General features: G+C 71.1%; 16 protein-coding genes. 12 read left to right on the plus strand and 4 right to left on the minus strand.

Annotated elements, in window-relative coordinates:
• A partial coding sequence (locus ACFF45_RS33910) for an RDD family protein (RefSeq protein ID WP_381350814.1) occupies nt 1-741 on the plus strand: 741 nt, incomplete at its 5' end.
• 66 nt (nt 742-807) lie between these two features.
• Complete coding sequence (locus ACFF45_RS33915) at nt 808-1,527, plus strand: RDD family protein (RefSeq protein ID WP_381350815.1); 720 nt, start codon at nt 808-810, stop codon at nt 1,525-1,527.
• Nucleotides 1,528-1,627: 100 nt separating this feature from the next.
• On the opposite strand, the gene ACFF45_RS33920 is transcribed toward ACFF45_RS33915, so the two are convergent.
• Entirely contained in the window at nt 1,628-1,897 is a 270-nt protein-coding gene (locus tag ACFF45_RS33920; RefSeq protein WP_381350817.1) for a hypothetical protein, read from the minus strand.
• Between the two features lie 390 nt (nt 1,898-2,287).
• Here ACFF45_RS33920 and ACFF45_RS33925 point away from each other — a divergent pair, with 390 nt between their 5' ends.
• Together ACFF45_RS33925 and ACFF45_RS33930 are read left to right on the plus strand one after the other, a co-directional pair.
• Entirely contained in the window at nt 2,288-4,654 is a 2,367-nt protein-coding gene (locus ACFF45_RS33925; protein ID WP_381350819.1) for an immune inhibitor A domain-containing protein, read from the plus strand.
• Between the two features lie 134 nt (nt 4,655-4,788).
• Nucleotides 4,789-5,133 carry a hypothetical protein gene (locus ACFF45_RS33930; protein WP_381350820.1) on the plus strand — a complete coding sequence of 115 codons (345 nt, stop codon included), beginning with the start codon at nt 4,789-4,791 and terminating at the stop codon, nt 5,131-5,133.
• A gap of 39 nt (nt 5,134-5,172) precedes the next feature.
• Here ACFF45_RS33930 and ACFF45_RS33935 read toward each other — a convergent pair whose 3' ends face one another.
• Nucleotides 5,173-5,757 (minus strand): nicotinamidase, encoded by a 585-nt coding sequence (locus ACFF45_RS33935; protein ID WP_381350821.1) that lies wholly within the window; start codon nt 5,755-5,757, stop codon nt 5,173-5,175.
• Nucleotides 5,758-6,019: 262 nt separating this feature from the next.
• Entirely contained in the window at nt 6,020-7,357 is a 1,338-nt protein-coding gene (locus tag ACFF45_RS33940; RefSeq protein WP_381350822.1) for a nicotinate phosphoribosyltransferase, read from the minus strand.
• A gap of 58 nt (nt 7,358-7,415) precedes the next feature.
• On the opposite strand from ACFF45_RS33940, the gene clpS reads away from it, so the two are divergent.
• The 7 genes from clpS (at nt 7,416) to ACFF45_RS33975 (ending at nt 12,223) form a co-directional block, all read left to right on the plus strand.
• On the plus strand, nt 7,416-7,733 hold the full coding sequence (gene clpS, locus ACFF45_RS33945; RefSeq protein ID WP_141314019.1) for an ATP-dependent Clp protease adapter ClpS: 318 nt from the start codon (nt 7,416-7,418) through the stop codon (nt 7,731-7,733).
• 9 nt (nt 7,734-7,742) lie between these two features.
• Complete coding sequence (locus ACFF45_RS33950; RefSeq protein WP_381350823.1) at nt 7,743-8,330, plus strand: DUF2017 domain-containing protein; 588 nt, start codon at nt 7,743-7,745, stop codon at nt 8,328-8,330.
• Between the two features lie 372 nt (nt 8,331-8,702).
• Nucleotides 8,703-10,088: an amino acid permease gene (locus ACFF45_RS33955; RefSeq protein WP_381350824.1), complete on the plus strand. Its 1,386-nt coding sequence runs from the start codon at nt 8,703-8,705 to the stop codon at nt 10,086-10,088.
• A gap of 166 nt (nt 10,089-10,254) precedes the next feature.
• Entirely contained in the window at nt 10,255-10,677 is a 423-nt protein-coding gene (locus tag ACFF45_RS33960; RefSeq protein WP_381350826.1) for a M67 family metallopeptidase, read from the plus strand.
• A 90-nt stretch (nt 10,678-10,767) separates the two neighbouring features.
• A complete protein-coding gene (locus tag ACFF45_RS33965; protein ID WP_322734600.1) occupies nt 10,768-10,863 on the plus strand; it encodes a putative leader peptide in 96 nt (31 codons plus the stop codon).
• 116 nt (nt 10,864-10,979) lie between these two features.
• Nucleotides 10,980-11,258, plus strand: coding sequence for a MoaD/ThiS family protein (locus tag ACFF45_RS33970; RefSeq protein WP_381350828.1), 279 nt, complete (start codon nt 10,980-10,982; stop codon nt 11,256-11,258).
• A gap of 14 nt (nt 11,259-11,272) precedes the next feature.
• Nucleotides 11,273-12,223 (plus strand): PLP-dependent cysteine synthase family protein, encoded by a 951-nt coding sequence (locus ACFF45_RS33975; protein ID WP_381350829.1) that lies wholly within the window; start codon nt 11,273-11,275, stop codon nt 12,221-12,223.
• 34 nt (nt 12,224-12,257) lie between these two features.
• On the opposite strand, the gene ACFF45_RS33980 is transcribed toward ACFF45_RS33975, so the two are convergent.
• The gene (locus ACFF45_RS33980) at nt 12,258-12,704 is read right to left on the minus strand and encodes a type II toxin-antitoxin system PemK/MazF family toxin (protein ID WP_381350831.1); all 447 of its coding nucleotides are present in this window, start codon (nt 12,702-12,704) and stop codon (nt 12,258-12,260) included.
• A gap of 205 nt (nt 12,705-12,909) precedes the next feature.
• On the opposite strand from ACFF45_RS33980, the gene ACFF45_RS33985 reads away from it, so the two are divergent.
• Nucleotides 12,910-13,662: an MBL fold metallo-hydrolase gene (locus ACFF45_RS33985; protein WP_381350832.1), complete on the plus strand. Its 753-nt coding sequence runs from the start codon at nt 12,910-12,912 to the stop codon at nt 13,660-13,662.
• Nucleotides 13,663-13,784: the final 122 nt, after the last annotated feature.

Here is a 13,784-nt window from a genome sequence, read left to right on the forward strand (position 1 = left end):
GGCTTCGGCGCCGGGAAGGCGGCCGGCGCCCGCGCCGCGGCGGCCCAGCCGGCCCAGACCGCGGCGCCCGCCGCCGACGTCCCGCACCAGGCCCAGGCCCAGGCCCCGGCCACGCCCGTCACCACGGGCCCCGGCGGCGGCCAGTCCTCCTGGGCGCAGCAGGTGCACCGCCTCGCCGTCACCCCCGACGAGCAGCCCGCCGTCCCCTGGAAGCCCCCGGTCGAGGACATCTTCCAGGCGGCGGCCCGGCGGCAGGCCGCGGCCCGCCCCGCCGGGTTCGGCAAGCGGCTGACCGCGCGGCTGGTCGACACCGTGGTCGTCGCGGCCGTCACCTCGGCCGCCGCCGTACCGCTCGGCGCCCAGGCCCTGGACCACATCCGGCAGAAGATCGACGAGGCCAGGCTCTCCGGCCGGACGGTCACGGTCTGGCTGCTGGACGGCACGACGTCGGCCTACCTGGCGGCCGTCCTCGGGGTGCTGCTGCTCTTCGGCGTCCTCTACGAGGCGCTGCCCACCGCCAGGTGGGGCCGCACGCTGGGCAAGAAGCTGCTGGGCCTCGACGTGCGGGACATCGAGGCCCACGAGCCTCCGTCCTTCGGCGCGGCCCTGCGCCGCTGGCTCGTCTACAGCGTGCCCGGGCTGCTGTGCGTCGGGCTGGTCGGCGTGCTGTGGTGCCTGTTCGACAAGCCGTGGCGGCAGTGCTGGCACGACAAGGCGGCGCACACGTTCGTGGCGGGCTGACCGGCCGTTACTCCGGACGGCCGCGCGCCGGATGCGGATCCGCGGGGTTCGCGGTCCACTCGGGCCATGAGCACCGAACCGCCCCCCGGTCCCGGCGGGCAGCCGCCGGAGGACGACCCGTTCAAGAAGCAGCCGCCCCCGCCCGGCGAGGGGGCCGGCTCACCGTACGACAGGCCGCCCGCGGGCGGCGCGCAGCCGCCGCCGGGCGGCGGCCAGCCCCCTCCGCCCGGCGGCGGCCCCTACGGCGGCGGCCCGTACGGTGGTGGTCCCTACGGTGGCGGCCCGTACGGCGGTGGTCCCTACGGTGGCGGTGACCACCCCGCCGACCCGCTCGCCGGTATGCCCCCGCTCGCGGACAGCGGCAAGCGCACGCTGGCCCGGCTCCTGGACATGGTGCTGGTCGGCGTCGTGGTCTGGCTGCTCTCCTGGGGCTTCAACGTGGAGGAGTACTCCATGGACGCCGAGCGGGTCGACGTCGGCGACTCCGTCGCGCAGTCCGTCATCGCCGTGGTGCTCTACATGGCGTACGACACGATCATGATCGCCAAGTCGGGGCAGACCCTCGGCAAGAAATGGCTGAACATGCGCGTGGCACATCTCGACGACGGGACCACGCCCTCGGCGCAGGCCGCGCTGGTCCGTTCGGCGGTGCTGTGGATCCCGTTCGCCTTCTGCTGCGCCTGCATCTGGACGGCGGTCTGCGGCGGCTGGAGCTTCTTCGACAAGCCCTACAAGCAGGGGCTGCACGACAAGGCGGCGAAGACGGTGGTGGTGAGCACCGGCTGACGCCTTCCGCACGGCACGGCGGGCCCGCCACCTTCGGTGGCCGGGCCCGCCGTGCCGTGCGGTGCCGCGTGCGGCGGTCCGGGACCGCGTGCGACGGTGTTCAGGAGGCCGTGGACTCCCGTACGGGCTCGCGGGCCGCCGTCGCCCGCGGCGGCGCAGCCACGCCGGTGGCGGTCCGTCGCGCGGGGGCGGGGGCCCGCTTCGGCAGGGGCGCCGTCATGGCGACCAGCAGCCCGAGCAGGAGCGCCGCGACGGCGATGACCGCGATCCCCGCACCCGAACTCGTCTGTGACAGCAGCAGCATGGCGAGGGTCGAGAGAATCACGGTGCACGAACCGTAGGCGAGCTGTGCGGCGGTCGGACGAGGCATGGCAATCGTGTCCTCGAGGAATGGGGGCGGACTCCCCCCGTGCCTCTCGCTGCGGGGGAGCGTGCGGACAGGACTTCTTCGCGTGCATGCCCGAGTGGCATGAAGCGTAAGCGTGACCTGACCAACAGTGCCGGTGCACAAGGGGCGCACCGAGTCATGTCGGCCACCGGATCGCCGTCCCGCGCGCCCGGTGAACGAACCTGACCTGTTCGGTAAGCGTAACGTCATCTCCGCATAGTGCAGTTGTCCTGCTCAAGTCAAGGTCTGTCTTTTCTCCGCAACGTCTAGTCAAATGTCGGCACTTGACTACACGCGTCGATCAGGCGCGCGCGGACGCACCACCTCCATCACCCCCCTTTCCGCGCGCCCGGACGCTGGGGAGGAACTCAAGTGACCAGTAGAACCTGGACGTTGAGAGCGGCCGCGACCGCGGTGGCGCTCGCCGCGGCCACCGCCACGATCTCCGGCCTCACGGTGGCCCGGGCCGACTCGGGCGGCCCGGCGGCCGCGGCGCCCGCCGCCGACCGGCAGGACCCGGCGTCGCCGGAGAACCACGAGGGGCACGAGCACGACCTCGACGGACCGCTCAGCAAGACCGTCGAGGCCCAGCGTGAAGAGGCGCTGGAGCAGGTCATATCCGGCAAGGCCTCGGTCACCGACCGCGAGGGCTCCAAGGTCGTCCAGCTGAAGAGCAAGAAGGGCGACAGCAAGTACGTCGAGCTGGGCCGGGAGAAGACGGACAAGATCTTCACCATCCTGGTCGAGTTCGGTGACCAGACCGACAGCCGCTACGGCGGCACGCCCGGCCCGCTGCACAACCGGATCGCCGAGCCGGACCGCGCGAAGGACAACTCCACGGCCTGGCAGGCCGACTACGACCAGCAGCACTTCGAGAACCTGTACTTCGGCTCCGGCAAGGGCGTCGACTCGGTCAAGACGTACTACGAGAAGCAGTCCTCCGGCCGCTACTCGGTCGAGGGCGAGGTCTCCGACTGGGTCAAGGTCCCCTACAACGAGGCCCGTTACGGCAACAACGCCTGCGGCGACACCAACTGCCCGAGCGTGTGGAACGTCGTCAGCGACGGTCTGAACGCCTGGGTCGCCCAGCAGAAGGCGGCCGGCCGCACCGACGCCCAGATCAAGGCGGACGTCGCCCGGTTCGACGAGTGGGACCGCTACGACTTCGACGGCGACGGCGACTTCAACGAGTCCGACGGCTACATCGACCACTTCCAGATCGTGCACGCCGGCGAGGACGAGTCGGCGGGCGGCGGCGCCCAGGGCACCGACGCGATCTGGGCCCACCGCTGGTACGCCTTCGGCACCGACGCCGGAGCCACCGGCCCCGGGCAGAACAGGCTCGGCGGCGCGCAGATCGGCTCCACCGGTGTCTGGGTCGGCGACTACACCGTCCAGCCGGAGAACGGCGGACTGGGCGTCTTCGCCCACGAGTACGGCCACGACCTCGGCCTGCCGGACCACTACGACACCGCCGGCGGGGAGAACTCCACCGGCTTCTGGACGCTGATGTCGTCCGGTTCCTGGCTCGGCACCGGCGAGAACGAGATCGGCGACCTGCCCGGCGACATGACCGCCTGGGACAAGCTCCAGCTGGGCTGGCTGAACTACGACACCGCCACGGCGGGCGTGAACTCCTGGCACAAGCTGGGCGTCGCGGAGTACAACACCAAGCACAAGCAGGCGCTGGTCGTCGAGCTGCCGAAGAAGGCCGTCACCACCGAGATCGTCCCGCCGGCCGAGGGCGCCACCCAGTGGTGGAGCGGCAGCGGCGACAACCTCAGGAACACGCTGAGCCGTTCGGTCGACCTCACCGGCAGGTCCGCCGCCCGGCTGACCTTCGACGGCTGGTACGACATCGAGGCCAACTACGACTACCTCTACACGGAGGTGTCGACCGACGGCGGCGCCAACTGGACCGCGATCGACGGCACGGTGGACGGCCTGCCGATCCCGCGCGACGGCAGCGACAAGCCCGCCCTGCACGGCACGCTCGACGGCTACCAGAAGTTCGCGTTCCCGCTCGACGCCTACGCCGGCCAGACGATCGACCTGCGCTTCCGCTACCAGACCGACGGCGGCGTGGCCCAGAAGGGCTTCACGGCCGACGCGATCACGGTCACCGCGGACGGCGCGACCGTCTTCTCCGACGACGCCGAGAGCGCGGACGCCGCGTGGACGGCCACCGGCTTCTCCCGCGTCGGCGCGTCCTTCACCGAGGACTACGCGCAGTACTACCTCGCCGAGAACCGGCAGTACGTGTCCTACGACGAGACGCTGAGGACCGGCCCGTACAACTTCGGCTTCACGTCGCGCCCGGACTGGGTGGAGCACTACGCGTACCAGAACGGCCTGCTGATCTGGAAGTGGGACACCTCCCAGCAGGACAACAACACCAGCCAGCACCCGGGTGCCGGCCTGGTGCTGCCGATCGACTCGCACCCGACCGCGCTCAAGTGGGCCGACGGCACGCTGATGCGCAACCGCATCCAGGCCTACGACTCGCCGTTCAGCCTCTACCGCACCGACGGCATGACGCTGCACAAGGCGGACGTGGCGACCTGGATCCCGGGCTCGAAGGGCGTCCCGGTCTTCAACGACCGCACCGGTGACTACTACGACGAGTCGAACCCCGCCGGCGGCGTGAAGATCACTGACACCAACACGAAGATCAAGATCGTCAAGGAGGCCGGGAACGGCTCGACGATCGAGCTGGAGGTCGGCCCCGCGGGTAGGTGATCCGCGTCTTCCCAGGTCAGGACGTGTTCGGCGGTGGCCCCCTGGCGGGTCGCCGCCGATCCGTGTTTAGGTGCCTCCTGTGATTCTCTTATTGACACCTGTTCCGACACCGGCTGACACGGGGGTATGACCGCATGGCCGCAGGAGGTTACTGCAAGCTGCCGAACGGCGCGGTGGTGGTGGCGCTGAACCTGCCCAGCCCCGCCGCCGACCGCCCCGCCGGGGTGCGGGTGCTGGTCCACGCCCAGAACCGGGCGCGCGCCCTGACCAGGCTGCGCAACCTGGGCCTGCGGGCGGTCTACCTGCGGGGCAACGCCGCCCCGCCCACCCCGGACGAGATCACGGCGGTCCTGCACCACCCGGACGGCCTGGTATGGCGCACGGCCCCCGACACGGCGCTCGGCGCCCCGGACCTTCCCCAGGAGCTGTGGCGCCCGATCCGCGCCCTGCTGCGCAGCCCGGCCGCCCCCCCGACGTGACCCGGGGGCGGGGACGGCGTCACCGGGTGGGGAGCGGCGTCAGACGACGGGCTTCCCGGACAGCTCCACGCCGGCCGCGCGCAGCTCCTCCAGGGCCCGCTCCGTGGTTCCCTCGGCGACGCCCGCCGTGAGGTCCAGCAGGACATGGGTGCGGAAGCCCGCGCGGACCGCGTCCAGGGCGGTGGCCCGGACGCAGTGGTCGGTGGCGATGCCGACCACGTCCACCTCGTCGATCTCCCGCTCGCGCAGCCAGTCGGCCAGCGGGACCCCGTTCTCGTCGACGCCCTCGAAGCCGCTGTAGGCGGCGGCGTACGCGCCCTTGTCGAAGACGGCGTCGACCGAGCCGGAGGCGACGGCCGGGGCGAAGTTCGGGTGGAAGCCGACCCCCTCGGTGCCCGCGACGCAGTGCGCCGGCCAGGAGTGCGTGAAGTCGGGGTTGTCCGCGAAGTGGCCGCCGGGCGCGATGTGGTGGTCGCGGGTCGCCACCACGTGGCGGTACCCGGCGGGGGCCTGCCCGATCAGCTCGGTGATCGCGGCGGCCACATCGGCACCCCCGGCCACCGGGAGGCTGCCCCCCTCGCAGAAATCGTTCTGCACGTCTACGACGATCAAGGCGCGGCGCATGGTCGGTGTCCTTAAACTGTGAATCTCGCGGCTGACGGGTCTCGGCGGTTCGCCCCGGGGCGGTGCGGAGCCTGGTGCTCAGGGGGCGCGGGCCCGGGCCGGTGAGTGAACCTGAACCTCCGAGCCTAGAGACTTCGGAGTCGCTGCGGGAGGGGGCACTGCGGGGGCGCGCGAGCTCACGCATCCCGCCGGACCGGTGCCGGCGCCCCTCCGGAACGCCCCCCTGGTCCTGGCTCAGGAGACCGGTGCCGCGGCCGCGGCACTAGCCCTCGGTCACGTACTCCGTGGGGATGACCGCCTCCCCGCGGGAGAGCTGGGTCGCCGACAGGGGCAGGCCGGCGCGGGCGGCGATGTGCCGCTCGCGGGGGACGTCCAGCGGCTCGCGGGCGACCACCTCGCCGCCCTTGACCAGCTCGACCAGCAACTGCCGGTCGGCCAGCCCGGCCGGCACCGGCCCGGTGCCGATCACCTCGGCCTCCGGGACGCCGTACTCGTCCAGCCGCCGCGCCGCCCACTTGCGGCCGCCGACGGAGACCTTGCCGCCGGTCGACTTCTTCGCCACCGGCACCAGCGGCGCCCCGGGGTCGGCGGACTCGGCGCGGGCGACCAGCTTGTAGACCATGGCGGAGGTGGGGTGCCCGGAGCCGGTCACCAGCTGGGTGCCGACGCCGTAGGCGTCCACCGGCGCCGCCGCCAGCGAGGCGATGGCGTACTCGTCGAGGTCCGAGGTCACGATGATCTTCGTGCCGGTGGCCCCCAGGTCGTCCAGCTGCTGGCGCACCCGGTGCGCGACCAGCAGCAGGTCCCCCGAGTCGATCCGCACGGCCCCCAGCTCCGGGCCGGCCACCTCCACGGCCGTCCGCACGGCCTCCGCGACGTCGTAGGTGTCCACCAAGAGGGTCGTCCCCCGCCCCATGGTGTTGACCTGGGCCTGGAAGGCGTCGCGCTCGCGGTCGTGGAGCAGGGTGAAGGCGTGCGCGGAGGTGCCCACCGTCGGGATGCCGTAGCGGAACCCGGCGGCCAGGTCGGAGGTGGAGGCGAAGCCGCCGACGTACGCGGCCCGCGCGGCGGCGACCGCGGCCAGCTCGTGGGTGCGGCGGGCGCCCATCTCGATCAGCGGGCGGTCCCCGGCGGCCGAGGACATGCGGGAGGCGGCCGCGGCGATCGCGGAGTCGTGGTTGAGGATGGACAGGATCACGGTCTCCAGCAGCACGCACTCGGCGAAGCTGCCCTCGACCCGCATGATCGGCGAACCCGGGAAGTACACCTCGCCCTCGGGATAGCCCCAGATGTCGCCGGAGAAGCGGTAGCCGGCGAGCCAGCCGAGGGTCTCCTCGCCGAGGATCCGGCGCTCGCGCAGGAACCGCAGGACGCCCGCGTCGAAGCGGAAGTTCTCGACGGCGTCCAGGACCCGGCCGGTCCCGGCCACCACGCCGTACCTGCGTCCCTCCGGCAGCCGCCGGGTGAAGACCTCGAAGACACTGCGCCGCTCGGCGGTGCCGGCCTTCAGGGCGGCCTGGAGCATCGTCAGCTCGTACTGGTCCGTGAAGAGGGCGGTCGAGGGGACGTCCACCGGCAGCCCAAGGTCCGCTGTGTTCATGGCAACCGATGGTACACCCCATTTCGTCAGTGTGACGATTTGTGGGGCCCATGGCAGCATGGGAGTCGTGACGTCAGCCGCTCCCATCGAGATCGAACGCACCGAGTCGGCGGAGGAGGTCTCTGCCGTCCCCGAGCCGGACGTCCCCTGGGTCACGATCGTGCACAACGACCCGGTCAACCTCATGAGCTACGTGACGTACGTCTTCCAGTCGTACTTCGGCTACTCCAAGGACAAGGCCACCAAGCTCATGCTCGACGTCCACCACAAGGGCCGGGCGGTCGTCTCCAGCGGGAGCCGCGAGGAGATGGAACGCGACGTGCAGGCCATGCACGGCTACGGTCTGTGGGCCACCCTCCAGCAGGACCGGAAGTAGCGAATCGCCGTGCCAGGAACCTTCGAACCGCTCCCCGGCGGCGGCGCGGCCGTCGCCCTCGACAACGTCGAGATCTCCATCATCCGGTCGCTCGCCGTCCAGCTGCTGGAACTCATCGGCCCGGGCCCCGGCGCGGACGCCCCCGACGACCCGCTCGCCGAGCTGTTCGCCGAGGGCCCCAGCGAACCCCCCTCCGACCCGGTGCTGCGGCGCCTGTTCCCGGACGCCTACGGCGACCCCGGGCGGCCGGCGCAGGACGAGGGGCAGCGGGCGTACTCCGCCGAGTTCCGCCGGTACACCGAGAACGACCTGCGGGCCGGCAAGCGGGAGAACGCCCTGGCGGTGATCCGCTCCCTGGACGAGCTGGCCGCCGACGGCGGGGCGGTGCTCCAGCTGACGCCGGCCCAGTCCCAGCAGTGGCTCGGCGCCCTCAACGACCTGCGGCTGGCGATCGGCTCCCGGCTGGAGATCACCGACGAGGACGACACCGACCTGCTCTACCGGCTGCCGGACGAGGACCCGCGCAAGCCGATGGTGATGGCGTACCTCTGGCTGGGCGGCTTGCAGGAGACGTTGATCTCCACCCTCATGCCCTGAGGGCTCGTGGCCCCGGGGGTTCACGCCGGAGGGTGAAGATGATGTGTTCGCTCAGCGGACGCTCAAATCCGGATAACGATCCTGTCACCGCTGTGGCCACTTATGGGCCTTTGTGTCGTTCTTTGTCCGCTTCTTGCTGTGTGGTGTGTCACACGCCGCGCCGGTGATCAGTGGGGTGGCCGTGATAAATCTTCACGACCGCCCGGCGAACACCACCCTTGTGTCGCGCCGGGTGCGCCACCGAGCCGGTGACCGCCGGCCAGGCACGAGCAGCCTCGGGAGGGCGGCTCAGCTCCATCAATCCGGGGGGATCGAAACCCGATCCGAGGCCGACGAGAGGCCCGGTTCGGCATGGAGAAAGGCGCACTACACATGGCCTCTGAGAAGGTCACCGACGCTCCTGCAGAGGGGTACGAGCGCGGGCTCGGCAGCCGTCAGGTCCAGATGATCGCGATCGGCGGTGCCATCGGCGTCGGCCTTTTCCTGGGTGCCGGGGCGAACATCGCCAAGGCCGGTCCCAGCCTCATCCTGATGTACGCCCTCGCCGGCGTGATCATCTTCTTCATCATGCGGGCGCTGGGCGAGCTCCTGCTCTACCGCCCCGTCTCGGGTTCCTTCGCGGAGTACTCCCGCGAGTTCCTCGGTCCGTTCTTCGGTTACTTCACCGGCTGGACGTACTGGCTGATGTGGGTCGTCACCGGCATGGCCGAGCTCACGGCCGCCGCGATCTACGTCAACTACTGGTTCCCGGAGATCCCGCAGTGGGTCACGGCCCTGGTCTTCCTGGTGGTCCTCTTCGGGGTCAACCTGATCTCCGTGAAGCTCTTCGGTGAGCTGGAGTTCTGGTTCTCCATGGTCAAGGTCACCGCCCTCATCGGCATGATCGTCATCGGCCTGGGCGTGCTCACCTTCGGCTTCAGCTCGGCGGGCGACACCGCGGCCGTGTCCAACCTGTGGGCCTTCGACGGCTTCTTCCCCAACGGCATCGGCTCGTCCCTGATGACCCTCCAGGGCGTCATGTTCGCCTACCTCGCGGTCGAGCTGGTCGGTGTCACGGCCGGCGAGTCGGAGAACCCGGAAAAGACTCTCCCCAAGGCGATCAACACCCTGCCCTGGCGCATCGCCCTGTTCTACGTCGGTGCCCTCACCGTCATCCTGTGCGTCGTGAGGTGGACGGAGTTCGCACCGGGCGTCAGCCCGTTCGTCGAGGCCTTCGCCCAGATCGGCATCCCGGCGGGCGCCGCCATCGTCAACTTCGTGGTGCTCACCGCGGCGCTGTCGTCCTGCAACTCCGGCATGTACTCCACCGGCCGCATGCTGCGGAACCTGGCCGAGAGCGGCGAGGCCCCCAAGGCCTTCACCAAGCTGTCGTCGACCAAGACGCCCGCCCTGGGCATCCTCGTCTCCGTGCTCTTCATGGGCATCGGCGTGGTCCTGAACTACGTCGTCCCCGAGAAGGCCTTCGGCTACGTCACCTCCGTCGCCACCGCGGCCGGCATCTGGACCTGGCTGATGATCCTGATCAGCCACGTCCTGTACCGCCGCGCGGTCGACGCCGGGCGGCTGCCCGCCTCGTCCTTCCCGGCGCCGGGCGGCGCGACGTGCTCCTACGTCGCCATCGCGTTCCTGCTCTTCGTGACCGGCATCATCGCCTACGACGCCGACGCCCGCGTCTGCCTCTACGTGATGGCCGTCTGGGCCGCCGCCCTGGGCATCAGCTGGGCGATCCTCAAGGGCCGCACCCCGCAGGCCGCCTAGCGCCGCACGGCGGAGCTCGACAAGGCCGGCCGAACACCGCCGAGGGCGTCCGGCGGCAGGGAGTACCCGTGGCACGCCCTGCCGCCGCCGCTCAGGGCGTCCGGCATGTGGGCCGTCCCGTACCAGCCCTCGGTACGGGACGGCCCTTCTGCTTATCCTGACGGGCATGCTGACCATCACCCAGGCGCTGTACGACCAGATCGTCGCCCACGCGCGCGAGGACCACCCCGACGAGGCGTGCGGCGTGGTCGCGGGCCCCGTGGGCGAGGGCCGCCCCGAGCGCTTCGTCCCGATGCTCAACGCCGCCCGCTCGCCCACCTTCTACGAGTTCGACTCCGGCGACCTGCTCAAGCTCTACCGTGAGATGGACGACCGCGACGAGGAACCGGTCGTCATCTACCACTCGCACACCGCGACCGAGGCCTACCCCTCCCGCACGGACATCTCCTACGCCAACGAACCCGGCGCGCACTACGTCCTGGTCTCCACCGCGGACACCGACGGGCTCGGCGACTTCCAGTTCCGCTCCTTCCGGATCATCGACGGCGAGGTGACGGAAGAGGAGGTCAGGGTCGTGCAGGCCTACTGACCGGCGGGCCGTCCCGGGATTCGGTCAGAGTTCATCCACTATCCGAGATCACCTTCCAGGACCCGGACCAGGAATCGATACGATGAGCCCATGGTTTTCCTCGACGTGAGCGACAAGACGCCGGGCACGCTGCTCGTGGCGCGGCTGCACGTCGACCTGTGCAGGCTCGCCAGCGCCATCTGTTGACGCCGGTCCCTGCCGCCGTACGGCCGTGAGCCGCGGCGCGCTCATCCGCACGACCAGCCGCACCTGCGCTGCCGCGCGCCCTTCGACCAGACCCTTTCCGACAGGAGCCCTGAGCCATGGCCATCGAGGTCCGCATCCCCACCATCCTCCGCCCCTACACCGACGGCCAGAAGGCCGTCGAAGGCGCCGGGGAGACCCTCGCCGAACTGTTCGCCGATCTCGACACCCGGCATGCGGGCATCCAGGCCCGCATCGTGGACGGCGACCAGCTGCGCCGCTTCGTCAACGTCTACCTGAACGACGAGGACGTCCGCTTCCTCGACGGCATCAACACCAAGCTCACCGACGGCGACAACGTCACGATCCTGCCGGCCGTGGCCGGCGGCATGGCCTGAGGCTCCGGCCCGCGATGCGCTACGACTCCCCGCTGGCCGCGGTGGGCAACACCCCGTTGGTGCGCCTGCCGCGGCTCTCGCCGTCCGCCGACGTCCGGATCTGGGCCAAGCTGGAGGACCGCAACCCCACCGGCTCGGTCAAGGACCGCCCCGCCCTGCACATGGTCGAGCAGGCGGAGAAGGACGGCCGGCTGACCCCGGGCTGCACCATTCTGGAGCCCACCTCCGGCAACACCGGCATCTCCCTCGCCATGGCGGCCAAGCTCAAGGGCTACCGCATGGTGTGCGTGATGCCCGAGAACACCTCGCAGGAACGCCGGGACCTGCTCGGCATGTGGGGCGCGGAGATCATCTCCTCCCCGGCCGCGGGCGGCTCGAACACCGCCGTGCGCGTCGCCAAGGAACTCGCCGCCGAGCACCCCGACTGGGTGATGCTCTACCAGTACGGCAACCCGGACAACGCCGGTGCGCACTACGCCACCACCGGCCCGGAGATCCTCGCCGACCTGCCCTCCGTCACGCACTTCGTGGCGGGCCTGGGCACCACCGGCACCCTGATGGGCGTCGGCCGCTTCCTGCGCGAGCACAAGCCCGACGTGAAGATCGTCGCCGCCGAGCCGCGCTACGACGACCTGGTGTACGGCCTGCGCAACCTCGACGAGGGCTTCGTACCGGAGCTGTACGACGCCTCCGTGCTGACCACCCGGTTCTCGGTCGGCTCCGCCGACGCGGTGACCCGGACGCGGGAGCTGCTCCAGCAGGAGGGCATCTTCGCGGGCGTCTCCACCGGAGCCGCGCTGCACGCGGCGATAGGCGTCGGCACCAAGGCGCTGAAGGCCGGGGAGAGCGCGGACATCGTGTTCGTCGTGGCCGACGGCGGCTGGAAGTACCTCTCGACGGGCGTCTACACGGCGGCGACCACGGAGGAAGCCATCGAGACCCTCCAGGGCCAGCTCTGGGCCTGACCGGCCCCGGCGCGCAGGTCAGGGGCGCGACGCCCTAAGTCGCCAGGTGGCGGACCTGGTCCCACAGGACCGGGTCCACCACTCCCACCCGCCGCCGGAAGTCCCACACCGCCACCTCCCGCAGCTCGTCCGTCTCCAGGAAGCTCGCCCGGCCCTGGGTGTCCCCGACCGACCCCGGCGGCAGCGGGATCACCCCGGCCCGCTCGTCGTGGTACTTGCTGGTGATCTTCGCGACCGTCGCCCGCCGCCCGTGCACCGCGAGCACCAGGCACGGCCGGTCCTTGGCCCCCGGCCCGTCCTCGTAGGGCACGGTCGCCCACCAGATCTCCGCCGCCCGCGGCCGGGCGGCCGGCCCCTCCGCGCGTCCCGGCGGCCGCGTCCGGCGTCCCGCGGGCCGCCGCCGCCCCCAGCCGTCCACCAGCGCGGCGACCAGCGCGAGCAGCACGACCGCTGCGAGTGCCAACCACCAGGACGTGTCCATACGATGACGTTACCGGCGTACGCACCCGCACGCGCGCCCTCCGCCGTACCGCGTGCTCCCCGCGTCCAGCCGAACCGGTGACAGCACAGGTGAGTTCTCCCACAACGGCCCCGGGCGGAGGAGCGACCGGACGTTTCGCGCCTTACGCTCGACGGACCGCACGACCCCCCGTTTCTCCACATCCGCCCGCGGAGGTTTCTGCTTCATGAAGCTCACCGTCGTCGGCTGCTCGGGGTCGTTCCCGTCCGCGGAATCGGCCTGTTCGAGCTACCTCGTCGAGGCCGACGGCTTCCGGCTGCTCCTCGACCTGGGCAATGGCGCCCTGGGCGAGCTGCAGCGCCACTGCGGTCTCTACGACCTCGACGCGATCTTCCTCAGTCACCTGCACGCCGACCACTGCATCGACATGCTCGGCTACTTCGTGGCCCGCTACTACCGGCACGACGGCGGCCGTTGCGCCCCGCTGCCGGTCTACGGCCCCGAGGGCACCGAACACCGGCTGACCACCGCGTACGCCGACACCCCTTCGGCCTCCTCGATGAGCGAGGTCTTCGACTTCCACACGGTCAAGCCGTCCACGTTCGACATCGGCCCCTTCACCGTGCACACCGAACGGGTGGCGCACCCCGTGGAGGCGTACGGCATCCGCGTCGAACACGCCGGGCGGACGCTGACCTACTCCGGTGACACCGGAGTCAGCGCCGCCCTGGACGAACTGGCCCGGGACGCCGACCTCTTCCTGTGCGAGGCCGCTTTCACGCACGGCAAGGAGAGCATCCCCGACCTGCACCTCAACGGCCGCGAGGCGGGCGAGACGGCCGCCCGGGCGGGCGCCCGACGGCTGCTGCTCACCCACATCCCCCCGTGGACCGACCCGCAGGTCAACCTGGCCGACGCCCGCGCGGTGTACGACGGCCCGGCCGAACTGGCGGTGCCGGGGAAGTCGTACGACGTCTGAATCCCCCGCACGACCCGCACGATGCACGACCGCGCACGACCGTACGACGAAGGCCCCCGGAGTCCGAGCTTGGGTTCTAGCGGTCGTTGCAACACTGCCTGGCTCAGGTGGTGAGTAGATCA

This window comes from Streptomyces cinereospinus, from assembly GCF_042430725.1.
Classification (GTDB): Bacteria; Actinomycetota; Actinomycetes; order Streptomycetales; family Streptomycetaceae; genus Streptomyces; species Streptomyces cinereospinus.